Raw genomic sequence first — 25,652 nt, 5'->3', positions numbered from 1 at the left:
AGCTTCACATCGCGCCGCCCATACCGCCCATGCCGCCCATGCCGCCCATGCCGCCGGGGGCGCCGCCCTCCTCGTCGTCGTTGCCGCCGGTGGACAGGTCGCCCGCGGCGATGATGTCGTCGATCTTGAGGACGAGGTTCGCGGCCTCGGTGGCGCTGGAGAGCGCCTGCTCCTTGGCGTGGGCCGTCTCGACGACGCCCGACTCGAAGGTGTCCTCGACATCGCCGGAGAAGACGTTCAAGCCGGCGTTCTCGTCGCCCGCCTCGTGAGCGGCGCGCAGGTCGACCAGCGTGTCGATGGAATCGAGCCCGGCGTTCCCGGCGAGGACGCGCGGGACCAGTTCCAGCGCGTCAGCGAACGCCTCAACGGCGAGCTGCTCGCGGCCCTCGACGGAGTCGGCGTAGTCGCGGAGGCGCGAGGCGAGCTCGACCTCGATGGCGCCGCCGCCGGCGACGATGCGGCCGTCGGAGACGGCCGTGGAGACGACGTCCAGCGCGTCCTGGACACCGCGCTCCAGCTCGTCGACCACGTGGTCGGTCGAGCCGCGCAGCAGCAGCGTGACGCCGTGGGCGTCGTCGCCGCCCTCGACGTAGAACAGCTCGTCGGCGTCGTCACGCGACACCGAACCGTGGCCGAGGTCGGCCGCGGTCGCGGAGTCGAGATCCGAGACGATGTTCCCGCCGAGGATGTTCTTGAGGAAGCTCAGGTCGGACTTCTTCACGCGGCGGGCCGCGAGGATGCCCTCCTTCGCGAGGTAGTGCTGGGCGAGGTCGTCGACGCCCTTCTGACAGAAGACGACGTTCGCGCCCGTCTCCTTGATCTGCTGGACCTTCCGCTTGAGCTGGTCCTCCTCCTGATCGAGGAACTGCTGAAGCTGGTCGGGCGAGTCGATGGACACCTGCGTGTCAACGTCGGCCTCCTCGACCTCGATCGGATCGTTCAGCAGGAGGACGTTTGCGTCCTCGACTGCCGAGGGCATGTCGTCGTGGAGCGGGTCCTTGTCGACGACCGCGCCCTGCAGGAGCTCGGACTCGCCGGCCGAGCGGCCGGTCTGGGTCTCCATCGCGACGTTCTCGAGATCGACAACGTAGGAGCCGTCGTCCGCCTCGACGGTGACCTGCTTGACCGCGCGGTAGATGAGGTCCGCGAGGACCTCCTTCTCCAGCTCCGCGCCCTTGCCGGTCATGGAGGTCTCGGCGACCTTCCTGATCAGGTCCTCGTCGTCGGGGTCGACGTCGGTGGCGATCTCGTCGACCTCGGCGCGGGCCTGCTCGCTGGCGAGATGGAAGCCCTTGATGATCGCCGTCGGGTGGATCTCCTGTTCGAGGAGGTCCTCGGCGTTCTTGAGAAGCTCGCCCGCGATGGCGACGGCCGTCGTCGTCCCGTCGCCCGCCTCGTCCTCCTGGGTCTGGGCGACCTCGACGATCATCTCGGCCGTCGGGTTGTCGATGTCCATCGTCTGGAGGATGGTGACACCGTCGTTCGTGATGGTTACCTCGCCCATCGAATCGACGAGCATCTTGTCCATTCCCTTCGGGCCGAGCGTCGAACGAACGGCCTCGGCTACGGCACGCGCCGCGGAGATGTTGTATTCTTGCGCGTCCTTGTCCTTCACTCGCTGAGAGTCCTCACCCATAATGATCATGGGCTGACCCTGCATACGTCGCTGGCTCATGTACAGGAGTAACTGTGGTTGTGATTCTATATAAAACCTTGCGTCTCGTGTGGTTGCGGTTCATCGGTGCCGCGATCGCACTTCTCACCAGAATCGCAGTACTGTGTCGCTATAGAGGGTGTTAACTGGTGACAATATCCACAGGCATTTCGACTGGCCGGAGACGACACGAATGCCAGTTTATATACGTTCGATCCGCGGTCGCTACTCGTCGACCGGATCCTTCGACCGGAACCCGTCGACGGGTTCCTTCCAGTGCACGCGGACCGTTCCGACGGCGAAGGCGTCGTCGGTGTCCGTGTCGCGCGCGATCGCGAGCGTGTTCGTCCCCTCGCGAAGGTCGACACCGCTCACGGTGTCGGTCCACAGCTGCCACCCCTCGTTCGGCGGGATGTCGAACCCCGACAGGGGGTCCCCGTTCACGAGTACCTCGTGGCCGTACTCCGCGACGTCGAACGCTTGGATCTCGAGGTACGCCTCGCGGGGATCGTCGGTCGACACCTCGAACTCGTGGTCGTCGGTCCGATCGCCGGCGTCGTCGGCCCAGTCGAGGTCCAGATCAAGCTCCGACGGCGAGAGCTGTGCGCCGAGGTAGACGGTGGCGTACGTCGCACGTTCGGTCATCGGCCGGAGTTGGCGACCGCGCGGCAAAAAGACGGCTCTTCGTGTAGGCCGGCGGTCACTCCGCTTCCTGTGGCGGCGCGGACAGCAGTTCGGAGCCGGTGTCCTCGGGCGGATACTCCGGAAGCGCGTCGTCGGCGTCGAGCGTCTCGACCTCTCGCTCGGCGAGGTGTTGCTCCAACTGCTCGATCTTCTTGCGCCCCTGCCGTTCGCGTCCGCGCTTCGTGTCTGGCATTGACAACCGTGTCAACACCACCCATGGTTATGAATCTTTCCGCCGCCGAGGTGCCTGTGGACTTATGACTGATCGCGCGTCTCGTCGATCGTGACCGAACGTTCAGTTCACCCGACGAGACGGGCGCTGCTCGCGGCCGTCGCCGGGGGCGCAGTGGGCGGTGGCTTTCTCGGGCCGGTTCGCGGCTACCTCTCGGCGTTCGCGCCGCTTTCGGGCGGGGCGTGGGATGCCGCCGGCGACGACCCGCCCGTGCGTGTCCCGAGCGACGCCGGCGACGCGACCCTCAGATACGACGACGAGGCCGTCCCTCGGATCGAGGCGGACGACGAGGCCGCGCTGTGTTTCGCCGCCGGCTACGCGCACGGCGCGGACCGACTGTTCCAGATGGACCTCCAACGCCGACAGATGCGAGGCCAGCTCTCGGCGGTTGTCGGGGAGGCGACGCTCGACTCCGACCGCTTCCACGTTCGGATGGACTTTGCGACCGCCGTCGACGCGACCTGGGACCTCGTTCGCGACACGGAGGCGGGTCCGCTCGTTGAGGCGTACTGTGAGGGTGTGAATCGCGCCCGCGAGGACCTCCCGACGCCCCTCGAGTTCGAACTGCTCGACTACGAGCCGGCGCCGTGGACGCCGGCGGACGTGATGCTGGCGGAAAAGCAGATCGCGTGGACGCTCACCGGGAGCTTCCGGACGCTCCGCAGGGAGACCCTCCGGGCGGAGTTGGGCGCCGACGCCGCCGAGACGATCATGCCCCACCGACTGGACCACGACGCGGCAATCCTCGGCCACGCCAACGCGACCGACGGCTGGCCTGTTCCGGACGGCGATGCGCTTCGTGTCCCGGTGTCGGACCCGGACGACGACACGAGCAGTCGCGCGTCGGTCGCAACGGACCCTGAGTTCGACGGGTGGCTCGCGGGCGTCGAGCCGCCCGCGTGGGCGGGATCCAACTCGTGGGCGGTGGGAGCCGACCACACCGACAGCGGCGAGCCCATCATGGCGAACGACCCGCACCTCTCGCTGATGGCGCCGCCAGTGTGGTACGAGCAGGCGCTCCGCCACCCCGACTATCAGGTCCGTGGCGTCACCTTCCCCGGGGTCCCGTTCGTGATCATCGGCGAGAACGACCGCGGCGCGTGGGGGTTCACCAACGCCGGCTGCGACGTGATCGACTTCTACGGGTACGAGACCCGCGCTGACGGGGCGGAGTACCGGTACGGCGACCGCTGGCGATCGTTCGAGGTCGAGACCCGGACGATCGAGGTCGCTGGGGCGGCCGACCGAGACGTCGACGTGAAGAAGTCCGTCCACGGCGCGGTGCTGAGCGCGGGCGCCGGCGGCGACGAGTTCCGGAGCGAACTCGGCATCGCGTGGACGGGTCTCTCGGCGACGAACGCAACGAACGGCATCCTCGGGATCAACCGCTCGCGCGGCGCCGAGGACATCGACGAGGCGCTGCGCGAGTTCGGCGAGCCGACGCAGTGTTTCGTCTACGCCGGTCGCGACGGCTCGGTCCGCTACCGCGTCACTGGACGTGTCCCGATCCGACGAACCGACGGCGAGATGGTCCCGGGAACGCGGGTGTTCGACGGCTCCGCTCGCGAGGGGGAGTGGGCCGGGTACACGCCGTACGGCGAGTCGTCGTGGGAGGGGTTCATCCCGTTCGACGAGATGCCCCACGACGACGACCCCGACTACGTCGGCACCGCGAACCAGCGGGTCGTCGACGACGATGACTACCCGTACTACCTCGCGGAGGACTACAGCGAGCCGTTCCGCGGGATCCGGCTGTGGGAGCGCCTCGACGCGCTCGTCGACCGCGGCGACGTGGGGCCGGCGGATCTGCGGGACCTCCAGCGCGACGTACGGGACGGCCGACTGGAACACTACAGGCCGGTGCTGGAGGAGGCCCGGTCCGAGCTCTCCGGCGACGCCCGTGACGACCTCGACAGCGTTCTGGAGTGGGACGGGGAGGCCGAACGCGACGCCAGAGAGCCGTTGCTGTTCGTCCACTTCCTCGACGCCTACGAGGGTCGGTTCGTCGCCGACGCCCTCGGCGAGCTCGACGGCCGGCGCGACGCGTCGGCGTACGCCCCGAACCAGTGGGTGCTCGCGACGCTCGGCGACGAGTGGTTCGACGGCGGGCGGGCGAGCGCGGCGGCAGACGCCTTCGAGAAGGCGCGCGGGCAGGTCGCCGCGGGCGGCTGGGAGACGTACGGCGACTACAACCGCACGGCTATCGACCATCCGTTCGACCAGTCGTTCCTCAACTACCCGCGCTACCCAACCGACGGCTCGGCGGCGACGCTGTTCAACTTCCGCGTCGAGTCGGGCGCCGGCAGTAGCTGGCGACAGGTGTGTCCGATGGACGAGACGACCTCGCAGTGCATCCTCCCCGGCGGCAACGACGGGAACGTCTACAGCGACGACTACGACGGCCAACTGCGTCGCTGGGCGAACGGCGAGTACAAGCCGATGGACCGCGCGATGCGCGGCGACCTCGCGGTGCGGTTCGCCGGGGGTGACGGCGAGTGACTTCCGGCGGCGATCGCCGGATCCGGTGGATCGCGACGGCGTTGGCGGTGATCGCCGGCCTCGGTCTCGCGTCCGTCCACTGGCTCGGTCTGGTCGCGGGGGCGGCGCTCGTCGCGCTCCCGCAGCGAACGTGGCCCCGTGGCGTCGCCGCGGGCGTCGCGTTTGGGGTACTCACGCTCGCGGCGACGGCGGCGTCGCTGTCGCTGGCTGGCGGACTCGACACCGCGCTTGCGATGACGCAGCCGCTCGGCGTCGCCGTCGGCGCCGCCGTCGTGGGGGGCGCCGTCGGCGGCCTCGCTCGCGGCGTGGTGGGCTGACAGGCGGTCCTCGCGTCGCGGTCTCGGTCGGCTCACCGCGTGATCGTCGGGGCTGGACCACACACCCGCCCGGGGTCCCCGACGACCCTGGTCACGTCACACGACGACTGGTCCCGTTCCGGTATTTGAACCTTCAGGACGGCCTGTGGGATGACGCGCCCGTTAAGTGGCTCCGACCCCCAGAACGTTCGTAATGAACGGTAGAGCCGTGCGTCACCGACTCACCCCCCGATCGCGGGGTGACGCGTAGTGCCCAAGGAGTTCATCGAGGTCCGCGGCGCCGAGGAGAACAACCTCAAGGACCTCGACGTGGAGATCCCCCGCGAGCAGTTCAACGTCGTCACCGGCCTGTCGGGGTCGGGGAAGTCGTCGCTCGCGTTCGACACCGTCTACGCCGAGGGGCAGCGCCGATACATCGAGTCGCTGTCGGCGTACGCCCGGAACTTCCTCGGACAGATGGACAAGCCGCAAGTCGAGAGCGTCGAGGGGCTCTCGCCGGCGATCTCCATCGACCAGAAGAACGCCGCCAACAACCCCCGCTCGACAGTGGGGACGGTCACTGAACTGCACGACTACCTGCGCCTGCTGTACGCCCGCGTCGGCCACCCGCACTGCCCAGAATGCGGCCGCGAAGTCGGCGAGCAGTCGGCCCAGCAGATGGTCCGCCGCGTGTTCGAGCTGCCCGAGGGCACCCGCGCGATGATCGCCGCGCCGGTCGTCCGCGACCAGAAGGGCGCCTTCGAGGACCTGTTCGACGAACTCGTCGCCGACGGCTACTCGCGCGTCGAGGTCGACGGCGAGCAGTTCGACCTCTCGCTGGAGCGTCCCGAGTTGGACGAGAACTACGACCACACGATCGACGTGATCGTCGACCGCGTGAAGATCCGCGAGGAGGACCGTTCGCGTATCACAGACTCCGTCGAGACGGCCCTCGACGAGGCCGAGGGCGTCCTGAAGCTGATCCTCCCTGATCCGCCCGAGGTCGACGACCTCGACTTCGGCGGCAACGAGTCGCGCTCGACGGGCGACCTCGCGGGCGACGGGGACGACCGCCTCGTCGTCGAGTTCTCCGAGGAGCTGGCGTGTACCCACTGCGGCATCGACTTCTCGGAGATCGAGACGCGCTCGTTCTCGTTCAACTCCCCGCACGGGGCTTGCCCCGAGTGCGAGGGGATCGGCTCGACGAAGGAGGTCGACGAGGACCTCGTCGTCACCGACCCGAGCCAGCCGATCAAGCACGTGTTCGAGCCCTGGAGCTACAACCGGTCGTACTACCGGACCCGCCTCGACAACGTCGCCGACCACTTCGGCGTGAGCGTCGAGACCCCGTTCGAGGACCTATCGGCGTCCGAGCAGCGTCAGTTCCTCTACGGCACCGACGCGGAGGTCGAGTTCGAACAGCAGACGAAGAACGGCGTTCGTCGCAAGACGCAGCGGTTCGAAGGGGTCATCCCGAACTTGGAACGGCGTCACGTCGAGACGGACTCCGACCGGACGCGCGAGCACATCGAGGAGTTCATGGCCGTCACAACCTGCCCCGAGTGCGAGGGGACGCGCCTGAAGCCCCAGTCGCGCTCGGTGTACGTCGACGGCACGTCGATCACGGCGGTGAATCAGCTGTCGATCGGCGACGCCCTGGCGCACTTCGAGGGGATGGAGGAGACGATGAGCGAGCGCGAGCGCACCATCGCCGAGGAGATCCTCAAGGAGATCCGCGCGCGCCTCGGCTTCATGGAGGAGGTCGGGCTGGAGTACCTCACGCTCGACCGCGAGGCCTCCACCCTCTCGGGCGGCGAGAGCCAACGCATCCGCCTCGCGACACAGGTCGGTTCCGGGCTCGTGGGCGTGCTGTACGTCCTCGACGAGCCGAGTATCGGTCTTCACCAGCGCGACAACGACCGCCTGCTCGACACGCTGGAGGGGCTGCGCGACCTGGGCAACACGCTGCTGGTCGTCGAGCACGACGAGGCGACGATGCGGCGGGCGGACAACGTCATCGATATCGGCCCCGGACCGGGCAAGCGCGGCGGCGAGATCGTCGCGCAGGGCGACTTCGACGACATCGTGAACACCGACGAGTCGGTGACGGGCGACTACCTCGCCGGTCGCGAGGTGGTCGAGGTGCCCGGGACCCGTCGCGACAGCGACGCCGCGCTCACGATCGAGGGCGCGCGTCAGCACAACCTGAAGGACGTCGACGTGGACATCCCGGTCGGCCAGTTCACCGCCGTCACCGGCGTCTCCGGCTCAGGGAAGTCTACCCTGATACACGACGTGCTGTACAAGGGCCTCGCCCGCGAAATGAACGACAACACGGAGGTCGACCCCGGCGAGCACGACCAGATCTCGGGGATGGACAACATCGAGGGCGTGCGTCTCATCGACCAGTCGCCCATCGGCCGGACGCCGCGATCGAACCCCGCGACCTACACCGACGTGTTCGACTACGTCCGTGAGTTGTTCGCGGAGACGAAGCTGGCGAACCAGCGCGGCTACGACAAGGGTCGATTCTCGTTCAACGTCAAGGGCGGTCGCTGTGAGGAGTGCGGCGGGCAGGGTACCGTCAAGATCGAGATGAACTTCCTGTCGGACGTGCACGTCCCCTGCGAGGAGTGCGGCGGCGCCCGCTACAACGACGAGACGCTCGACGTGACGTACAAGGGCAAGACGATCGCCGACGTACTCGACATGACCGTCGAGGAGGCGTACGACTTCTTCGAGTCCCACTCCGGCCTCGAACGTCGCCTCGGGCTGCTGAAGGACGTGGGTCTCGACTACATGCAGCTCGGCCAACCCTCGACCACGCTCTCGGGCGGCGAGGCTCAGCGCGTGAAGCTCGCCGAGGAACTGGGCAAGAAGGACGCCGGCGACACGCTGTACCTGCTGGACGAGCCGACGACGGGGCTGCACAAGGCCGACGAGCGGAAGCTCATCGACGTGCTCCACCGTCTCACCGACAAGGGGAACACGGTCGTCATCATCGAACACGAGCTCGACCTCGTGAAGAACGCCGACCACATCGTCGACCTCGGCCCCGAGGGCGGCGACGGCGGCGGCGAAGTCGTCGCCGAGGGAACGCCCGAAGAGGTCGCGCGAATCGAGGAGTCGCACACGGGTCGGTACCTCCGCGACTACCTCCCGAACGTCGACGTCGAGGGGCCACGCAGCGACCGACGAATGCCCGCGTTGGCGGCTGAGGAAGCTGACGACGCGAGCGGAGGTGACGGAGACGCCGAGGACGCCGTCGAGGCGCCCGCGACCGACGACTGAGTCGACGCGAGCGACCCGCTATCTCCCGCCGCCGCCGGAGCTTTTGTCGCGGCGACGCGAACGTCGAGTCATGACCACCGTGTACGCCGCCATGCGGGACCGATTTCTCGCGCTCGACCCGGAGGCGGAGACGGCGACTGCACGCGTCGCCGACGACCTCGACGACCGCGCGCTCGAATGCGTCGCGGTCCATCCGGACACCCCCGACCGCGTGTTCGTCGGCACCGTCGAGTCGGGACTGTGGCGCTCGATCGACAGGGGCGAGACGTTCGAACGCGTCGGCGCCGAGGCCATCGAGCAGGACGCGGTGATGGCGACGGCGGTGTCGCCGCACGACCCCGACGTGATCTGGGTCGGGACCGAGCCCTCCAGGGTGTACCGCTCGACCGACGGCGGCGACACGTGGGAGCACCGCGACGGCCTCGTCGACCTCCCCTCCAGCGACGAGTGGGCGTTTCCGCCGCGTCCACACACCCACCACGTCCGGTGGATCGAGCCGGATCCGCACGATCCCGATCACCTGTACGTCGCCGTCGAGGCGGGCGCGCTCGTGACCACTCACGACGGGGGCGAGACGTGGACGGACCGCGTGGCGGACTCCCGACGCGACACGCACTCGATGGCGACCCACTCCAACGCCCCCGGCCGGGCGTGGTGCGCCGCGGGCGACGGCTACGCCGAGACGGCCGATGGGGGCGAGACGTGGACGCACCCGCAGGAGGGACTCGATCGCACCTACTGTTGGAGCGTCGCCGTCGACCCGGGCGATCCGGACCGCGCGCTCGTCTCGGCCGCGCGCGGGGCACGCGAGGCGCACACGGCCGAGCGTGCGGAGACGTACGTCTACCGACGGGAGGGAAGCGAACGCTGGGAACGGCTGGATGACCGGGGCCTCCCGCTCGGCGAAGGCGTCACCCGGCCGGTGCTCGCCGCAGGCGACCCCGGCGAGTTCTACGCGCTGTCGAATCGCGGGCTGTTCAGGAGCGACGACGCGGGCGGGTCGTGGTCCGCGGTCGCCGTTGAGTGGCCCGAACGAACCAGCGAGCAGACGGCCCGCGGGCTCGCCGTGCTCCCGTAGGTTCAAACCGAATGCCGGATCCACCACTCCCATGACCTGACGACTGCCGCGCGGCGGTGAGCGGGTGCGAGGCCGGCCATCGGACGGCCTCGATGCGAACGGCGCGAGCCGCGAGCGTGCGGCCATCCGCTGCGCGACGACGGAGCCGCCGGACTCCGTCGATTCGGCCGCCTGTCAGCCCATAGATCACGCGAGCGTCGGCCGACAGCACTCACGGAGCCGACCCACGAGATATATCTCCGTTCGCACGAATCGAGAGGCATGTACGACTTCGTCGTGGTCGGCGTCGGTCCGGCAGGCGCGCGCTTTGCCCGGCGGGCCGCGGAGGCTCACTACGACGTGCTCGCCCTCGAAAAGGGGACGATCGGCGAGCCGTTGGCCTGCTCGGGGCACGTCTCCACCGACATCTGGGAGTACGTCCCCGCCGACGCCAAGGAGCGACTGCTCCAGAACCGCGTGTACGGCGCGGACTTCCACGTCGGCGGGCCCGAATCGCCGGGCGACCGCTTCTACAAGCGCGAGGAGATCTCGAACGTCATCGACCGCGTCGAACTCGATCGCACGCTCGCGACGGCCGCCCGGGAGGCCGGCGCCGACGTGCGCGAGGGACACACCGTCACGCGGGTCGAGGAGCGGCCGGGCTACGTCGAGGTGACCGCCAGCGTCGGCGGCGACGAGGAGACGTTCGAGGCGCGGATGGTCGCCGGCGCCGACGGCCCCGTCTCCAGGGTCCGCAAGCAGCTCGACCTTCCGGAGCCCGACGAGACGCTTCACGGTGTGCTCGCGTTCACCGACGAGGACGACCACGGCGACTACGTCGACGTGCACCTCACCGCGCCGCGCTTCTTCGCGTGGCGCATCCCCCGCGGCGACGCCGGCGTCGAGTACGGCCTCGCCGCGCCGCCGGGCCACGAGGTGAACGAGCTGTTCGACCGGCTCACCGCGGAGTACGGCGTCGAGACCGACCGCTTCTGCTCGGGCGCGATCCCCATCGGGCCGCCCGAGCGAACCACGGCGACACGGGGATTCCTCCTCGGCGACGCCGCGGCCCAGACGAAGCCGTTCACCGGCGGGGGCATCCTCTACGGGATGCGCGCGGCCGACGTTGCCGCCGACGTGATCGACCCGCAGGACCCGAACACGCTCCCCCGGTACGAGGACGGCTGGCGCGAGGAGCTGAGCCAGGAGATCCGGCTCGGCCACTGGATCCGTCGCGCGTACTCGCTCCCGGAGCCGGTGCAGCGAGCTGGACTGTGGGCGCTCTCCGGGGAGATCGGCGTCCACATGGACGAGCCGAGCTCGTTCTTCTCTCGGGAGCACCTGAAGAAACTGTTCTCGTAGTCTCGGCCACCGGGTGTGTCGGTTCGTCCGGGTTCTCGGTTCGCGTGACGACGACCGCGGAAGCCCGCGGCCCCTTCCAGTCCCACCCGAGATCCGAACGGGCCGACCGTCGTCGCTGGACTCCCGCCCGCGCTGCCGTGGGGAGTCGGAGGACCGTCGTCAAGCGCTACGCCTGTTCGGCGGCCTCGGGGTACGTCGGCAGGCGCAGCGATCGCACGTTCCCCTCCACGAACGGAAGGTCGGTGCGCTCGACGGCGACCTCGTCGCCGTCGACCCGGACCGTCAGGTCGTCCGTCTCGGCGTCGAAGTCCAGGTACGCGAGCGCGATCGGGGCGTCAAGCGACGGGGAGTCGACCGCACGGGTCACCTCGCCGACGGAGGCGTCTCCTTCGAAGAGAGCGGCGCCTGCTTCGGGAACCTCGGCGGGCAGAAGGCCGACGAGCCGCTTGCTCGGTCGCCCCCGATTTTCCACCTTCGAGACGACCTCCTGCCCGACGAAACAGCCTTTCTCGAAGTCGACCGCCGAGCGGACGCCGGCGACGTTCGGGAGCCGACCGCGTAGCTCCGTGTCGAACAGCGGGGTGCCTGCCTCGACGGTGAGCATGTCCCAGGTGGTATAGCCGAACGGCGCGGCGTTGAGGCCGCGGGTGAGGAGCGTATCGAACACGTCCTCGGCCTCCTCGGCGGCACAGACGACCTCGTACCCCTCCTCGCCGGTGGGGTTGTCGCTCGCGATCACCGTGACGCCCACGTCGTTCATCCGGCCGCGGACGAACGTGAGCTCGGGCTCGGGGGATCCGGCGTGGTTGAGCACTGAGGCGATCTTCTCGGTCGAGGTGGGCCCGTGAACGCCGAAGACGCCGAACTCGGCGCTGGCGTCGCGCAGTTGCACGTCATCGATGAAGATCTTGTCCTCCCACTCGTCGACGAGCGGTCCCGCGCGGTCCGGCGGCGTGAACAGCAGGAGGCGCTCGCCGGCGTTGTAGACGAACAGCTCCGTCTCGATGGCGCCCTGTGGGTCGAGCAAAAGCGCGTAACAGCCATCGCCGTCCGCGCCCGGGACGCGGTTGGAGACGGCGTTGTCGACGAACTCGACGCGGTCGTCGCCCTCGACGACGACGACGCCGTAGCCCATCTCGATCACGCCCACGCCGTTGCGGACGGCGCGGGCGGCGCTACCGGGACGACCGTAGTCGGCGACGACTTCGCGCCCGCCCCGCTCGGTGAAGGTGGCGCCGTGGTCGGCGTGTACGTCGGCGACGAGACTCATACGCGTACGCAGGCCCGCGGCCGGCAAAAGGGGACCGGAACCGCCGTTGGACGGAACACTGGATAGAACGGAGGCCGGAACCGCCGTCAGTCGGCCGGGAGTTCGAACCCCCGACCGCGGCGGTCACAGCCCGAGCCGGCGTCGGATCGCATCGAGCAGCCCGGGCTCCTCGTCGACGTGCTCGCCCGCGTCGGGGACGACGCGGGCGTCGGGGTAGATCCGGACCTGTCCGTCCGCCTGCTCGACGTCGATCAGCCCGGCCGCCTTCAGCGCCGACAGCGCGTCCTCGACCTCGTCGATCGTCGCGTCGACGCCCGAACGGAGTTCCAGTACCGTCATCCCGTCGTCGGCGCGGCCGACGAGCGCGTCGAGAACCGCCACCTGCGTGTCGTCCCTGTCGCGGAACTCGGGCGGCACCCTCATGGTCGAGCGATCGACCGGAACCGGCTTACGTGTACCGGCGGTGCGATCCCGACCGGCGCCGCAGCGCGCGTGCCGCGCGTCCGACGCGAGCGAACCCTTTTATGGGTTTGGGCGATTCGTAGGCACAATGGGACTCAGATGTCTCCTCGGCCACGACTTCTCGGAGCCGAGGACGGAACGGGACCGCGAGGTGCGGGGGGACGAGGTCATCACCACGATCACGGAGGTGAAAGAGTGCAGTCGGTGCGGCGAGACGCGCGTCGTCTCCGAGAACAAGGAGGTAACGTCGGCCGAACTGGGCGGGGACGACGCTGCCGGATCCGACCCGCCCGGCGACGACACCGGAGCGGCAGCCGATTCAACGACCGCTGACGCGACGACCGCTGACGCGACGACTGCCAACGCGACGACTGCCAACGCGACGACCGCCGATACGGCGGACACGACCGACACACCGGACGCGACGGACGCCCCCACGTCGGACCGCTCCGCTGACGAGACGGCCACGGCCGACGAGTCGGACGATGACGATGCGGACGACAGCGCGGACGACGGCGCGGCGGTGACCGAGGACGGCTTCGACCACCCGACCGCGGAGCCGACCGACGGCGCCGTCGACGCCGATGTCGAGGAGGACGCGGAGATCCTCGACGCCGACGACGGCGAGCCGGCGCAGCCGTCCGAGCCGCAGGAGCGCGGCCACGGCGAGTGGCCCGACGCCGACGCGAACCGCCACGGCGACGCGAACCGCCACGCCGCCAACGCCCCGGAGGGTGACGACGGGCCGGCGGAATGGCCCGACGCCGACGGTCCGCACAGTCCGGCCGAGGGTGAGGACGAGGACGTGGAGTTCATCGGAGACAGCGCCGATCCGTCCTCCGAGGACGCCGCAGCCAACGACGCCCGAACGGACGTGGTCCCGGACGCGAAGCGGGCCGACGAACCGGGCGCGGCCGCGGATCCGGCCGGCGAGGACGCGGAGTTCATCGACGGCGACGCCCCCGGCGACTGGCCCGATCAGGCGGTCGAGGACGAGGGGTACGACGCCGAACTCGACGACGACGACGCGGGCGTCTCGGTCGACGGCAACCTCACGCCGCAGGTCGACCCCGAGGTCGCGCGCCAGGAGGACGTGGAGTTCATCGAGGCCGACGCCGACGCGGCTGCGAACGAGGAACCCGCCGCTCCCGCTTCCGCTGACGACGGGCGCGGCGATATCGGCGGCGGCGACGGGAGTGCGACGGACGCAGCCGACGCCGGACGCTCGACCCCCAACGTCGAGCTACAGACGACCGTCGACAACGTCGACACCGTCTACGTCTGCCCGGACTGCGGCAACAACGAGCCCGTCGGCGCCTCCTCGATGCGCGCCGGCGACATCTGTCCCGAGTGCAAACGCGGGTACATCGAGGAGCGCGAGATCCAGTAAGCCGGTCGGTTCCTCGAACACGTCCGACCGATCGCGTTCTGTCGGGCGTTCCGAGACGGTCGACACCCGGGATCGCACGGCTACGACGGACAGACCCGTCGCAGCGGCGGCTGACGAAACGTGTTTACGGTCCCCCGGCAAACGGGCGGGCATGAAGCAGTACAAGATGCGTCGCGGCGAGCATCTCGAGGACCGAATGTCCGACCTGAAAGCCGAGATCGAAGAGCGGTTCGGACCCGTCTCCGGGACCGAGGAGTGGGAGGGACACGAACTGTACGTCGTCGAGGACCCCGACAACCCCGTGTTCGAGCGCATCGTCGCCGGCGCGGCGTCGTACTCGGGCAAGAAGGACAAGCTCGCCGTCCACTTCGAGGAGCGCCCCGCAGAGGAGGTCATCGCCGAGGGCAACGCCGACGCCGCCGCCGACGCGGTCGACGCGAAGAACACGTTCCTGCTCGATGCCACCGGCCGCGACGCCAAGTCGCGCCGCAACTCCATGAAGCGCGACGTCGAAGACGACGCGCCCGACTACTGAGTCCGCGAGCCACGCCCTTCTCCGGGGTTGCGACAACGGATCGATCTCTCGTTTCGCGGCCAGTGCCCTGCATGGTCCGTGATCGCACGCGCCGAGAGCGGCGGTAACGGACGCTTCAGACCGCGATAAACATTACTTCGAATCTGAGTAAATCAGCACTAGACTTTTCACCTCGGGGGGAGTATTGGGGGTATGAGCATTGAGACGATCGTGTTGACGGTGAAGCGAGACGACGGCGACCGGCTCGACTACATGACCCAGGAGGCGATCGATCTGGCCGCCCAGACCGGGGCGGACATCGTCGTCGCCCACGTGTTCGAGAGCCAGTCGGCCGTGAACGAGGCGCTCTCGCGGTTGGAGGACGTCGACGGTACGCCGACGGACGTGGCCCGCCGGCTCGGGAGCGTTCGACGCGCGACGAAGGCGATCGAAGCCGCGGGCGTCGAGTTTCAGGTCGAGGGCGTCATTGGCGACCCCGGCGAGGCGATCGCCGGCCTGGCGGAGCGGGTCGGCGCCGACCGCGTGTTCGTCGGCGGTCGCAAGCGGTCCCCGACGGGGAAGGCGGTGTTCGGATCGGCCGCCCAGCAGATCCTGCTGTCGGCGCCGTGCCCGGTGACGTTCGTCCGCGAGGAGTAACGCTCGCGACTGATCGACCGTCAATTCGTTGGGGATCGACCGTCCGCACCACGGCCAGCGGCGGCCGCGTCGCCGGCGCGGATCGGTCGTTCATTCGGCTTCGTGTAAGAAAGCGGTATCCGTAAGTGCGGCCGCCCGAACCACCGTGATGATGGCCTACTACGTGGGCGTGGACCTGGGGGCCACGAACCTCCGCGCCGTCGTCGGCGACGACCGCGCGGACATCCTCTCGCGTGCAGAGACCGCCACTCCGCGAACCTCCGGCATCGCGATCACCGAGGCCGTGTTGCGCGTCGTCCGCGAGGCATGCGCGAAGGTCGGCGTCGACCCCGCGGACGCGGCGGCGGCGGGAATCGCCTCTATCGGCCCGCTCGATCTGGCCGAGGGCATCATCGACGGTCCCGCGAACGTCCCCGGAATCGGTCAAGTCCCGCTGGTCGGACCGCTCTCGGAGTTGCTCGACACCAAGCAGGTGTACCTCCACAACGACACGATCGCGGGTGTCATCGGCGAACGCTTCCACAGCGACCGCAACCCCGACGACATGGCGTACGTCACCATCTCCTCGGGGCTCGGCGCGGGCGTCTGCGTCGACGGGCACGTCCTCTCGGGGTGGGACGGCAACGCCGGCGAGGTCGGTCACATGGTCGTCGACCCCGACGGCGCGATGACCTGTGGGTGCGGTCGCGACGGGCACTGGGAGGCGTACTGCTCGGGCAATAACATCCCGAAGTACGCCCGACACCTCGCGGAGACGACCGCCGACTCCCTTCGTACGGACCTCCCGTTGAACGATCCCGAGTTCTCCGCCGTCGACGTGTTCGAGGCCCACGGCTCGGACCCGCTCGCCGACCGCGTCATCGACCGCGTCGCGGACTGGAACGTGATCGGGTTCACCAACCTCGCGAACGCGTACGCCCCCCTAATGGTGCGCGTCGGCGGCGCCGTCGCGCTCAACAATCCCGACCTCGTGCTCGATCCCGTCCGCGAGCGCTTGGAGGAGACTACCTTTGTCAACGTTCCCGACGTACGCCTCACCGACATGGGCGACGACGTGGTCGTCAAGGGCGCGCTCGCGTCCGCCATCACCGGCGGCACCGGCGAGCGCACGACGTAGCCCCGGATTCGATCGCTTGTTCCCCTGGACGCTGTCCGTCGTCTTTTCCGTCCGATGCGGGCCGCCGCTAGCCCTATCCGGCTCCGCCCCGACAGTCAGGTATGCGACGCCGTCGCGTCCTCCGCGCCGCCGGGGCGGCCCTCGGCACGGGCGTTCTCTCCAGTTCAGCCGGTCGGTCCTCCCCCGTTGCCCTCGCGAGCGCACACTCCACGACCGACAGCGACGGCACCGGTACCGCCGGCGACAATTCCGGGAACTCCGGTGACTCCGGAGACAACTCGACCGCCGGGGCGTACGGTCCGCTGGGCTCCGTCGAGGTGGCTGGGACCCGCGAGGGGGTCGTCTCGGCGGACGGTCGAACGGCGTACCTCGCGCTCGGCGACGGCTACGCCGTCGTCGACGTCTCGCACCCGGCCGAGCCGACGGTGCTGGCGGAGCGGCGCGACCTCCTCGCCGACCGCGAGGGCGGGCCCTTCAGACAGGTCAACGACGTGACGGTCTCGGGGGACCGCCTCGTCGCCGTCGGGCCCGCACACCCGGGCCAGGAGAGCCCCCACGGCGTCCTCGTGGTCGACGTCTCCGATCCCGAGGAACCCGAGGAGGTGGTCTTTCACCGGACGCGGTTCCCGATCCACAACTGCGACCTCGACGGCCGGTACTGCTATCTGACGGGCAACGGCGAGGAGGGAAACCCCCTCGTCGTCGTCGACGTCGAGGACGGCTCCGAGGTCGGCCGCTGGTCGCTGTTCGAGGCCGACGAGTCGTGGCGTGACGTGCCGCGCTCGGTCCGGCCGATCCACGACGTGACCGTCCGCGAGGGCGTCGCCGCCGCCGCGTACTGGGACGCCGGAACGTACCTGCTCGACGTGTCCGAGCCGTCGGACCCGACCCTGCTTGGCGCCGTGGACCCCGGCGATCCGGCCGCGTTGCGCGACCCGCAGCAGCGCGCGGGGACCGTGCCGCCCGGAAACCACCACGTCGCGGTACTCGCGCCCGGCGGCGACACCCTCGCGGTCGGCCGGGAGAGCTGGGCCGTCGAGTACGATGGCGACCTGATCGGCGGGCCCAGCGGCGTCGACCTGTATGACGTGTCCGACCCCGACGACCCAGTTCACCTGTCGAGCATCGACCCGCCGCCGTCGCCCGACCCGACGTTCGACGGAGTCTGGACGACCGCGCACAACCTCGACCTGACCGACGACACGCTGTACACCTCGTGGTATCAGGGCGGCGTGAAGCGCCACGACGTGTCCGACCCGACCGAGCCGGTCGAGGAGACGTGGTGGGCGGACCCGGACGCGACCCGGTTTTGGGGCGCCGTTCTCGCGGTTCCGGGGGAGTTCTTCCTCGCGCCCTCGATGGGGACGCGCGCCGGCGCCCCCGCGGGGCTGTGGACGTTTCCCGACGCTGCGGGCGAGGGCGGGGACCGGTCGCGGCTGACCGAGGTGGCCGAGGACGGGAGCGGAACGACGCCGCCGCCGACGACCGGGCCAACGCGGACGGCGACGGATCGGCCCCCGGAGACGCCGACTGCGTCGGCGTCCCCGTCGCCGACGGACACGCCGTCGGAGGCCGCCGCCCCGGGGTTCGACGTCGCCGGCGCGCTCGCGGCCCTCGGAGGCGCCGTGGCGCTGGCGGCCCGGCGGGGACGTGGCGGCGACCCCGACAGGGACGACGACTGAGCCGCGTCCGGCCCGACCCGGATCGGACCGCGAGCGCGCCGTCGTTGCGCGAATCCGTCCGCAACGACCGTGAGGGTGTTTCTTCCGCCGGCTCCGGGAGCCGTGCAACCGCAAGCTTTCAATCCTCCGACGACCAACTCGAGGTAATGAGCGACCTCGCGGAGCGCGTCGAGACGTGGATGGTCGGACAGATGCCGATCATCCAGATGCACGGCGGGACGAGCGTCGTGCGCGAGGCCGACGCCGAGGAGGGCGTCGTCGTCGTCGAGCTCGGCGGCACCTGCTCGGGCTGCGGCATCTCCGACCTCACCGCACAGAACATCAAACGCGACCTGATCATGGACTTCGACGAGGTCGAGGAGGTCCACGTGAAGGTCCCCGACACCGGCGACATGGGCTCCAGCACCGTCGAGGGCGGGCGCGGCGGCGACCTCCAGTACTCGACGGAGTCATCGGACCACTTCTGAGGCGGCCGCGGCGGTACCGCTTTCACCCCGGCCGCCGCCGGTTCACGCGTGCCGAGCGAACGCGAGCGGATGGTGGCCGGCGAGCCGTACGACCCCGACGACCCCGAACTCGTCGCCGCTCGCGAGCGGGCCCGCCGCCTCACCGCCGCGTACAACGACACCGCGCCCGACGAGCCCGACCGCCGGAGGGACCTCCTCGACGATCTCCTTGGTGACGTGGGAGACGGTGTCGCCGTCGAGCCGCCGTTCCGCTGCGACTACGGCGACAACATCGTCGCCGGCGACGACCTGTTCGCCAACTTCGACTGCGTCGTCCTCGACGTGGCGCCGGTGGAGTTCGGCGACCACTGCCAACTCGGGCCGGGCGTTCACGTCTACACCGCCACCCACCCGCTCGACGCGGACGAGCGGCGGGGAAAGGAGTTCGGCGAACCGGTGACCGTCGGCGATGACGTCTGGATCGGCGGTCGAGCGGTGCTCAACCCCGGCGTCACCGTCGGCGACCGCGCCGTGATCGCTTCGGGCGCGGTCGTCACTGACGACGTTCCTTCGGACACCGTCGTCGGCGGTAACCCCGCGCGGGTGATCCGAGAGCTAGAATAACGGCAGTCCGAACGGACTCCTCCCTATCGTTCCGTACCTTTTTATTCCATCTCTACATCCGGAAACCACGACATGTCCGATGGAAAGACAGATCTCCAACGGGAGATCCTTCTCACTTGGCATGAGAACCCGAACGCGAAAAACGCTAAAATCGCCGAAGTATGCAATTGTTCGGCGTCTTACGTGAGTCAGGTCAAGAACCGATTCGACGGGTACAACGAGATGGAAGCGATGGTCGATCGGCAGGATCGTGAACTCGAACGGATGTTCGGCGATGGCATTCTCCAGGGTTCGTCGCAGTCTGTCGGAGGGGCGACTTCGACTTCGAACCTCAACAACGAGCCGGGTATCGCGGAAATGTACGACGATCTACCGGACAATGCTGCTGGGAACCTCATCCGGGCGATGATCCTTCTCGTTCTCCTATACGTCCTCTACGAGATCGTGATGATACTGGCTTTCTGAACGAGCACGATTCCCACTTACAGCGCCCGTTCAAGCGCCGTCGCCACGCTGCGCGCCTTCTCGGCCAGTTCCTCGGTGAGTTCGCCGCGCTCGACCGCCTCGTCGAGTTCGTCGTCGTCGACGCGCTCGACGCGGCCGTCGCCGTGTTTCACCACGTCGACGTGGAGGTCGACGTAGCGGACCGCGTCGGGAAACGCCTCGACGGGCGTGCAGACGTTCACGTAGGTGCCCTTCCGTTCGCCGTCCTCGCCGCGGTAGACCGTCGGGTACCACCACCGGCCCTCGCGGAACGTCGTCGTCGCCACGTCGCCCGCCTCCCGCCGGGCGTCGAGCGCGTCGTAGCTGCCGCCGGCGGTCATCCGACGCTCGACCGTCACCGACCCGTCCGACGGGTCGAGGTCCGTCACCTCCCCGCGCCCGAGGACGATGAGCCGGCCGTCGGGCTTGCCGTGGCCGATGGCGACGCGGTCGCCCACGTGTGGGCCGAACTGGTCCGCTACGACGCCGAACGGGAAGTCCGTGTCGTCGTCGGGGTCGCGCGCGAACTCGCCCGACGCGACGAGCGCCTCCGCCAGGTCGACGCCGGCGGAGGCGGACCGCGAGGCGGCCTTCGTCCGGTGGTGGCCGGGCATCGTCGTCGTCACCTCGCGGCGCAGGTCGTCCAGCGCGAAGCGACACTCCCGGCCGAACCACACCCACGCGCCCGCGGTCGGCGCCGCCAGCAGCCCCGGTTCGTTCTGGGGCTCCTCCAGCGCGCCGTCGAGCGTCCGAGCGCGGTCGCTCGCCCGCGCCAGCGCGTCGCCGAGCGCGTCCATGTCCGCGTCGCGGGCGTCCCGGCTCCACTCGACCCCCCAGCCGTCGGGCACGTCGACCGAGAGGAGATCGGTCATCCCCGCGAGCTCCCGCGCCGCCGCGTCGTCGGCACCGCTGACGCGGACGCCCTCACGGCCGGAGACGAGCGTCGCGAGCCCGGCCATCGCGCGGATGCGGGTGTCGAGGACCGGGCGGTCGTCCGCCCACGGCGCCGCCGATGTGAGCACCTGTACGCGGAGGATATCGTCCTCGCCGACGTAGCCGTCGGCGTTGTCGAACGGGAGGTATCCCTCCGCGCCCGACTCGCCGAGGTCGATCACCGCCCCGCCGCCGAGCGTCTCCGAGACGACGCCGTCGAACACGGCCCCCAGCGGCGTGGGATCCTCCCACGCGAGCGCGTCGAGCCCCACATCGAGCAGGTGCTCGCGCAGCGTCGCCACCGCGGTCGGGTCGCCGGCGACGCCGACGCCCTGTCGGTCGTCGGTGGTCTCGACGCTCGCGTCGTGGTCGGCGGCGGGGAGGTCGGCGTCGAAGCGCCGACGGATCGGGGGGCTCGCCTGCACCACGTCGTGGTCGGCGTCGAGCAGCGATCGGGTGAGCGCCGTCGCGTAGATGCCCCTGACGCGGACGCGGTGGGACGCGTCCGCGTCGCCGCCGGCGGCCGCCCCCGCGCCCCCGTTTCCGTCCCCGCTCATAACGCGTCGGGGTCGGTTGCGAAGCGCACGCGGTCGTTCACGGTGTCGCCGAGCGTGAGCTCGACGGTCTCCTCGTTCAGCACGCGGCCGTCCTCGACGGGGACGCCCCAGCGGTCGAATTTCAGGTAGCCGCGGAGGTCCGCCGCGTGCGTGTACACGTCGAGGTGGTCCACGTCGTGCTCTCGGAGCCCGCCGTCGCTGTGGGCGGTGTCCATGTCCGAGTAGTAGGGTCCGCCGCCATCGAAGAAGCCGGCGAGGTCGGCCGCCGCTTCGTCGACCGCGTCCGCAACCAGATCCGAGGCGGCTTCGAGGTCGTCGGTGTCGAGCCCGACCTCGCGGAGCGCTGCCTGTTCGCGCGGGTCGAAGTGCATACCGCGGCTTCGGCGGGGCACGTGTCAAACGTACCGGTCTGGAAAGCGGGACCCTTCTGGTCGCCGGTCCGCCGGAGCGGTCGACAGATCTGACCCGCAACAAGACACAAGTCTCCGGCGCGTCTCCAACTCACACACGATGGCCAAGAAGGAGCGAACTGATCCAGTCGAGAGCGCGGCGGACTCCTCGGTGGACCTGTACGACGTGGCGACGTGGGAGGAGCGAACGTCGCTCGACGGGCTGTCCGTCGCGGTTTACCGGCTCCTCTCGGGATCGGCGCGGTGGGGAACGATCCTCGTCGCGGGGCTTTTGTTGGTCGGGATCGGCGGGTTCTCCGCGGTGACGAACCCGGCGATCGGCGCGCTCACGCTCCTGTCTGCCATCCCCGCGCTCGCGCTCGCCGCATACGTCTATCGCTCGGACATCACCACGAGCGCGCCGCTCGGGCTGCTCGTCGCGACGTTCCTGCTCGGCGTGCTCACCGCGAACTTCGCGGCGATCCTCAACTCCGTCGCCCAGCCGTACTTCCGGCCGATCGGTTTCCTCGGCACGGTGTTGTTCTTCTTCCTGATCGTCGGGCCCGTCGAGGAGACGGTGAAGCTCCTCGCGGTCCGGCTGTACGCCTACGGTCACGACAGCTTCGACTCGGTGCTCGACGGCGCGGTGTACGGCGCGATGGCGGGCCTCGGCTTCGCGTTCATCGAGAACGCGCTGTACATCTCTCGCGGCATCGAACAGACCGGCCTCGACCTCGGGCTCGGGCTGATCGGGATCGGTGGCGGGATCACCTTTACCCGCGCGCTCGCCGGGCCGGGGCACGTCATTTATTCCGCGTTCGCCGGCTACTACCTCGGGCTGGCGAAGTTCAACCCCGAGAACCGCGGCCCCATCATCGTGAAAGGACTGATCATCGCCGCGCTCATCCACGCGACGTACAACTCGACCGTCGGGATCGGCACCGCGGCGTTGAACGCGTTCGTCGGGCTGCCGTCGCTGGCGTCGTCGTTCGTCTACATCGCGCTGTTCGACGGGGTGTTCGCGCTGATCCTCCTGCGCAAGATCAACCGGTACCGGAGGGCGTACGCCACCGCTCACGACCGGGACGGATCTGTCGAGGAGGAACAGCGCTCGGAGCTGACCGAGTTCGACGGCTGACCCCGAACCCGGAACCCGAAGCGGGTCGTCGGCCCTACTCGCCGAGCTTCTCGCGGCTCACCGTCACGCCGGTGGGCGTGATGATGAGCTGGTCGTCGCCCTTCTGGACGATGTCCCCGTCGACCTCGCCGACGACCTGCCGGAGTTCGTCGATGATGCGCTCCACGGTCTGGTCGGTCGTCGAGTGGCGGGTGATGTCCGCGATGACGAAGTCGCCGTCGTAGACGGCGTCCTTGATGTCGATGACGTCTCGCTGGTCGGATATCTCCGCGATGTGGACCTGCATCCCGGCGCCGCCCCGGGCGTTCTCGAAGTCGTCGAGGTCCAGTTCGACGTAGTCCTCGGCGCTGTGGGTCCCCCCGCTCCCGAGGATCTTACTCATGATGCCCATGTACGCCACCAAACTCCCTCCACCCATAAGTCTGTACGTCGGACGCGACGCACACGCGCGTCACACTCGGACGTTGGATCGCCGCGTCGCGCTCGCGTCGCGGTACGCCGGTCGTCGTCGCGTCGTCGCGTTCCGGGAACCCGGCCTTTTTGCTCCGACCGCACCCAGCGACGCACGACATGACCTTCAGCATCTGCGTCCGCGAGGAGTACACCGGCGACGAGGGAGAACGCCGGACCCGCTTCGGCGTCGCCGTCACGACCCGCCTCCCCGGCGTCGGAACCCTGTGCCCGTTCGCCTCCGAGAACGGCGCGGTCGCCACGCAGTCGCTCGTGAACGTCGAGTTGGGACGCAAGGGGATCGAGTATATCGACGACGGGCTCGCGGTCGAGGACGCGCTCCAGTCGCTGCTCAACGCCGACGACGGCGCCCCACAGCGCCAACTCCACGGCGTCGACGCCGACGGGACGTTCACGTTCTCCGGCGAGGAGTGTAACGACTGGTACGGCCACACCGGCGGCGAGAACTACACCGTCGCCGGCAACCTCCTCGCGGGCGAGGCGGTGATCGAGGCGGTCGCCACCGCCTACGAGTCGGACGCCTTCGGCGACGCCCCCCTCGCGGAGCGCCTCATCGACGCGCTGGAGGCCGGCCACGCGGAGGGCGGCGACAAGCGCGAGCACCTCCCGGTGCAGTCGGCCGCGCTGAAGGTGGAGACGACCGAGGAGCGCGAGGTCGGCACCTACTACGACGACCTGCGCGTCGACGCCACGGAGACGCCCATCGCCGATCTCCGGGAGACGTTCGAGGAGGCCCGGCGCGGCCGGGAGATCCTCATGGAGGAGTACGCCGACGAACTCGAGGAGGACGACGAGGAGGAACCGGACGAGGACGCTGACGGCGAACCGAACGGCGACGCCGAGGCCACTGCCGAGTGATCTACGAGGACTGCGAGCCCGATCGCCGGGGTCGCGGGCGGCGATCGTCCCGGCCGAACCAGTTTTGCCGACACGCGGTCACGTCGGCGCATGGACTGGGCCCTCCTCCGTCGCGGACTGCTCCGCTACAGCCTCCTTGCCGCCGGCGGGACCGTCGCCGTCCTCGTCGCGTTCGCGGGCACCGCCGCGGCGGTCGTGACGTTCATCGCCGGCCTCGTGACGCTGCTGTGGGCGGCCGGGGGCAGCGGGAACGTCCGCACGACGACGGCGATCTCCAACGCGGATTCGATGGGCGTCGTCGGAAGCATTAGCGATGCCGCCGACAACGTGCCCGAGTCGCTTCCCTCGGACGTCCGGCTGTTCTTCTACGGGATCGGCCTGTTGGTGTGTAGCCCCGTCGCCATCGCGGTCGTCGAGTTTGGCCTCTGACTGGTCGAGGACGGTGCCGTCGCCGCCCGCTACACCGAGAACTCGTAGAGGTCGTCGCCGACGTGGTGCAGCGACTTCACGACCTTGCCCGAATCGCCGGCCATCTCCGCCCCGTCGACGAGCGCGCGGCCGACGCCGAGCACCTTCCCGTGGGTCTCCTCGGCGACCGCGACGAGGTCGCCATCGGCGATCGAGTCGTCGGCCTCGGTGATGCCTGGGCGCATCACGTCCGCGCCGTCGGAGACGAACGACACCGCGCCGGCATCGACGGTGACGACGCCGCGTTCGGGCGGGTGGTCGTTGGCGCCGCGGACCGTGAGGAACGGCTCGCGGTCGCCGTCGCTCTCGTAGTACAGCACGTCCGGGTCGCCGTCGACGAGCACCAGATCGAACGGGGAGTCGGTCAGCTCGACCAGCTCGAAGGACTCGCCGTCAAGGTCGACGCCGAGGCGATCGGCGAGCGCATCGCGGATCTCCGAGACGGCGTCGCTCCGGAGGTGGTGACGTGACTTGATGTCCATGTTCGTCCCTCCGCGCGTCGGCGCATAAATCGCCCGCTCGGCGGTAGGATCCGGTTCGTCGCTTCGAGTACCCGCGGCGTGGGTGCCGTTCGCACGATAAACGCTAAGTTGACCGACGCCGGAGTACGGTTCATGTGGGGATCCCGGCGGGACCGGGACCGGTCCGCCGTCGTCTGTATCGCCTGCGGCGAGTCGCGCTCCCGCGAGGACGCTCGCGAGTACGACAAGCAGGGGAATCGCTGGGACCGCCGCGACAAGGAGTTCGAGTACCTCTGTAAGGAGTGCTTCCGCGACCTCTCCCATCAGCCGCGCGACGACCTGGAGGCGCTGCTCGTCGACGTCGAGGCGGCCGCCGGCGGCGACTCACAGGAGGCGTACGTCGAGGCGTACCAGCGCGAGGTCACTCGTCGCTACGGGGAGACGAAAGCCGACGCCGAGGATACCGAGGAACACAGGGACTAAGATACTGCTGTCGCCGCCGCCCTCACGCGGTTCTCGTCGCTCACTTCGTTCGCTCGCCGACGCACGTTCCGTGGGCGGAGCGGCACACGGACCGCTCCGCCGTCCTCACGCGGTTCTCGTCGCTCACTTCGTTCGCTCCTCGAACCGCGCACTCTTCGTGGGTGGCGCGCCCCG

The 25,652-nt window shown here is 69.4% G+C and carries 26 protein-coding genes; 17 read left to right on the top strand and 9 right to left on the bottom strand.

Going from position 1 to position 25,652, the window contains the following annotated elements:
• Positions 1 to 4: 4 nt before the first annotated feature.
• The 3 genes from thsB to ABJD39_RS04850 all read right to left on the bottom strand — a co-directional run bounded on the left by thsB (position 5) and on the right by ABJD39_RS04850 (position 2,531).
• Positions 5 to 1,645: a thermosome subunit beta gene (gene thsB, locus ABJD39_RS04860; RefSeq protein WP_348613701.1), complete on the bottom strand. Its 1,641-nt coding sequence runs from the start codon at positions 1,643 to 1,645 to the stop codon at positions 5 to 7.
• A gap of 234 nt (positions 1,646 to 1,879) precedes the next feature.
• Positions 1,880 to 2,299 (bottom strand): DUF7383 domain-containing protein, encoded by a 420-nt coding sequence (locus ABJD39_RS04855; protein ID WP_348612663.1) that lies wholly within the window; start codon positions 2,297 to 2,299, stop codon positions 1,880 to 1,882.
• A 55-nt stretch (positions 2,300 to 2,354) separates the two neighbouring features.
• A complete protein-coding gene (locus ABJD39_RS04850) occupies positions 2,355 to 2,531 on the bottom strand; it encodes a hypothetical protein (RefSeq protein WP_348612661.1) in 177 nt (58 codons plus the stop codon).
• 90 nt (positions 2,532 to 2,621) lie between these two features.
• Between ABJD39_RS04850 and ABJD39_RS04845 the strand changes: the two genes are divergently transcribed.
• From ABJD39_RS04845 to ABJD39_RS04825, 5 genes are all read left to right on the top strand, one after another.
• Entirely contained in the window at positions 2,622 to 5,069 is a 2,448-nt protein-coding gene (locus tag ABJD39_RS04845) for a penicillin acylase family protein (RefSeq protein WP_348612659.1), read from the top strand.
• Entirely contained in the window at positions 5,066 to 5,386 is a 321-nt protein-coding gene (locus ABJD39_RS04840; protein WP_348612657.1) for a hypothetical protein, read from the top strand. The genes ABJD39_RS04845 and ABJD39_RS04840 overlap by 4 nt, the downstream gene beginning before the upstream one ends.
• 249 nt (positions 5,387 to 5,635) lie before the next feature.
• A complete protein-coding gene (gene uvrA / locus ABJD39_RS04835) occupies positions 5,636 to 8,656 on the top strand; it encodes an excinuclease ABC subunit UvrA (RefSeq protein ID WP_348612655.1) in 3,021 nt (1,006 codons plus the stop codon).
• Between the two features lie 70 nt (positions 8,657 to 8,726).
• Complete coding sequence (locus tag ABJD39_RS04830) at positions 8,727 to 9,734, top strand: WD40/YVTN/BNR-like repeat-containing protein (RefSeq protein ID WP_348612653.1); 1,008 nt, start codon at positions 8,727 to 8,729, stop codon at positions 9,732 to 9,734.
• A gap of 261 nt (positions 9,735 to 9,995) precedes the next feature.
• Positions 9,996 to 11,075 carry a geranylgeranyl reductase family protein gene (locus ABJD39_RS04825; RefSeq protein ID WP_348612650.1) on the top strand — a complete coding sequence of 360 codons (1,080 nt, stop codon included), beginning with the start codon at positions 9,996 to 9,998 and terminating at the stop codon, positions 11,073 to 11,075.
• 166 nt (positions 11,076 to 11,241) lie between these two features.
• Here ABJD39_RS04825 and ABJD39_RS04820 read toward each other — a convergent pair whose 3' ends face one another.
• Together ABJD39_RS04820 and ABJD39_RS04815 are read right to left on the bottom strand one after the other, a co-directional pair.
• On the bottom strand, positions 11,242 to 12,345 hold the full coding sequence (locus ABJD39_RS04820; protein ID WP_348612648.1) for an aminomethyltransferase family protein: 1,104 nt from the start codon (positions 12,343 to 12,345) through the stop codon (positions 11,242 to 11,244).
• A gap of 123 nt (positions 12,346 to 12,468) precedes the next feature.
• Positions 12,469 to 12,768, bottom strand: a complete 300-nt coding sequence (locus ABJD39_RS04815) for a DUF6432 family protein (RefSeq protein ID WP_348612646.1) — start codon at positions 12,766 to 12,768, stop codon at positions 12,469 to 12,471.
• A 127-nt stretch (positions 12,769 to 12,895) separates the two neighbouring features.
• On the opposite strand from ABJD39_RS04815, the gene ABJD39_RS04810 reads away from it, so the two are divergent.
• The 8 genes from ABJD39_RS04810 to ABJD39_RS04775 all read left to right on the top strand — a co-directional run bounded on the left by ABJD39_RS04810 (position 12,896) and on the right by ABJD39_RS04775 (position 19,702).
• Positions 12,896 to 14,197 (top strand): DUF7093 family protein, encoded by a 1,302-nt coding sequence (locus tag ABJD39_RS04810; RefSeq protein WP_348612644.1) that lies wholly within the window; start codon positions 12,896 to 12,898, stop codon positions 14,195 to 14,197.
• 151 nt (positions 14,198 to 14,348) lie between these two features.
• Positions 14,349 to 14,732 carry a DUF5611 family protein gene (locus ABJD39_RS04805; protein ID WP_348612642.1) on the top strand — a complete coding sequence of 128 codons (384 nt, stop codon included), beginning with the start codon at positions 14,349 to 14,351 and terminating at the stop codon, positions 14,730 to 14,732.
• Between the two features lie 192 nt (positions 14,733 to 14,924).
• On the top strand, positions 14,925 to 15,368 hold the full coding sequence (locus tag ABJD39_RS04800; RefSeq protein ID WP_348612640.1) for a universal stress protein: 444 nt from the start codon (positions 14,925 to 14,927) through the stop codon (positions 15,366 to 15,368).
• Positions 15,369 to 15,519: 151 nt separating this feature from the next.
• Entirely contained in the window at positions 15,520 to 16,485 is a 966-nt protein-coding gene (locus ABJD39_RS04795) for an ROK family protein (protein ID WP_348613700.1), read from the top strand.
• A 101-nt stretch (positions 16,486 to 16,586) separates the two neighbouring features.
• Positions 16,587 to 18,167, top strand: a complete 1,581-nt coding sequence (locus ABJD39_RS04790; RefSeq protein ID WP_348612638.1) for an LVIVD repeat-containing protein — start codon at positions 16,587 to 16,589, stop codon at positions 18,165 to 18,167.
• Positions 18,168 to 18,313: 146 nt separating this feature from the next.
• The gene (locus ABJD39_RS04785; protein ID WP_222916778.1) at positions 18,314 to 18,634 is read left to right on the top strand and encodes a NifU family protein; all 321 of its coding nucleotides are present in this window, start codon (positions 18,314 to 18,316) and stop codon (positions 18,632 to 18,634) included.
• A 48-nt stretch (positions 18,635 to 18,682) separates the two neighbouring features.
• Entirely contained in the window at positions 18,683 to 19,237 is a 555-nt protein-coding gene (locus tag ABJD39_RS04780) for a maltose acetyltransferase domain-containing protein (protein ID WP_348612635.1), read from the top strand.
• Positions 19,238 to 19,309: 72 nt separating this feature from the next.
• On the top strand, positions 19,310 to 19,702 hold the full coding sequence (locus ABJD39_RS04775; RefSeq protein ID WP_348612633.1) for a MarR family transcriptional regulator: 393 nt from the start codon (positions 19,310 to 19,312) through the stop codon (positions 19,700 to 19,702).
• Positions 19,703 to 19,719: 17 nt separating this feature from the next.
• On the opposite strand, the gene ABJD39_RS04770 is transcribed toward ABJD39_RS04775, so the two are convergent.
• Both ABJD39_RS04770 and ABJD39_RS04765 read right to left on the bottom strand, forming a co-directional pair.
• Positions 19,720 to 21,210 (bottom strand): DUF402 domain-containing protein, encoded by a 1,491-nt coding sequence (locus tag ABJD39_RS04770; protein ID WP_348612631.1) that lies wholly within the window; start codon positions 21,208 to 21,210, stop codon positions 19,720 to 19,722.
• The gene (locus tag ABJD39_RS04765; RefSeq protein ID WP_348612629.1) at positions 21,207 to 21,581 is read right to left on the bottom strand and encodes a DUF7532 family protein; all 375 of its coding nucleotides are present in this window, start codon (positions 21,579 to 21,581) and stop codon (positions 21,207 to 21,209) included. The genes ABJD39_RS04770 and ABJD39_RS04765 overlap by 4 nt, the downstream gene beginning before the upstream one ends.
• 139 nt (positions 21,582 to 21,720) lie before the next feature.
• On the opposite strand from ABJD39_RS04765, the gene ABJD39_RS04760 reads away from it, so the two are divergent.
• Positions 21,721 to 22,737: a PrsW family intramembrane metalloprotease gene (locus ABJD39_RS04760; protein WP_348612627.1), complete on the top strand. Its 1,017-nt coding sequence runs from the start codon at positions 21,721 to 21,723 to the stop codon at positions 22,735 to 22,737.
• Between the two features lie 34 nt (positions 22,738 to 22,771).
• Here the strand turns inward: ABJD39_RS04760 and ABJD39_RS04755 are convergent, their stop codons facing one another.
• Positions 22,772 to 23,128 (bottom strand): cell division protein SepF, encoded by a 357-nt coding sequence (locus ABJD39_RS04755; protein WP_348612625.1) that lies wholly within the window; start codon positions 23,126 to 23,128, stop codon positions 22,772 to 22,774.
• Positions 23,129 to 23,307: 179 nt separating this feature from the next.
• Between ABJD39_RS04755 and ABJD39_RS04750 the strand changes: the two genes are divergently transcribed.
• Positions 23,308 to 24,066, top strand: coding sequence for a DUF1028 domain-containing protein (locus ABJD39_RS04750; protein ID WP_348612624.1), 759 nt, complete (start codon positions 23,308 to 23,310; stop codon positions 24,064 to 24,066).
• Positions 24,067 to 24,156: 90 nt separating this feature from the next.
• Entirely contained in the window at positions 24,157 to 24,495 is a 339-nt protein-coding gene (locus tag ABJD39_RS04745; protein WP_348612622.1) for a hypothetical protein, read from the top strand.
• A 29-nt stretch (positions 24,496 to 24,524) separates the two neighbouring features.
• Here ABJD39_RS04745 and ABJD39_RS04740 read toward each other — a convergent pair whose 3' ends face one another.
• On the bottom strand, positions 24,525 to 25,016 hold the full coding sequence (locus ABJD39_RS04740) for an RNA-binding protein (protein WP_348612620.1): 492 nt from the start codon (positions 25,014 to 25,016) through the stop codon (positions 24,525 to 24,527).
• A gap of 132 nt (positions 25,017 to 25,148) precedes the next feature.
• On the opposite strand from ABJD39_RS04740, the gene ABJD39_RS04735 reads away from it, so the two are divergent.
• The gene (locus ABJD39_RS04735) at positions 25,149 to 25,478 is read left to right on the top strand and encodes a DUF7562 family protein (RefSeq protein ID WP_348612618.1); all 330 of its coding nucleotides are present in this window, start codon (positions 25,149 to 25,151) and stop codon (positions 25,476 to 25,478) included.
• Positions 25,479 to 25,652 lie beyond the last annotated feature (174 nt).

This window comes from Halobaculum rarum (assembly GCF_040025155.1).
GTDB classification, from domain to species: domain Archaea; phylum Halobacteriota; class Halobacteria; order Halobacteriales; family Haloferacaceae; genus Halobaculum; species Halobaculum rarum.
Note: the sequence above shows the minus strand (reverse complement) of the source record. Positions and strands in the feature narration are given on the sequence as shown.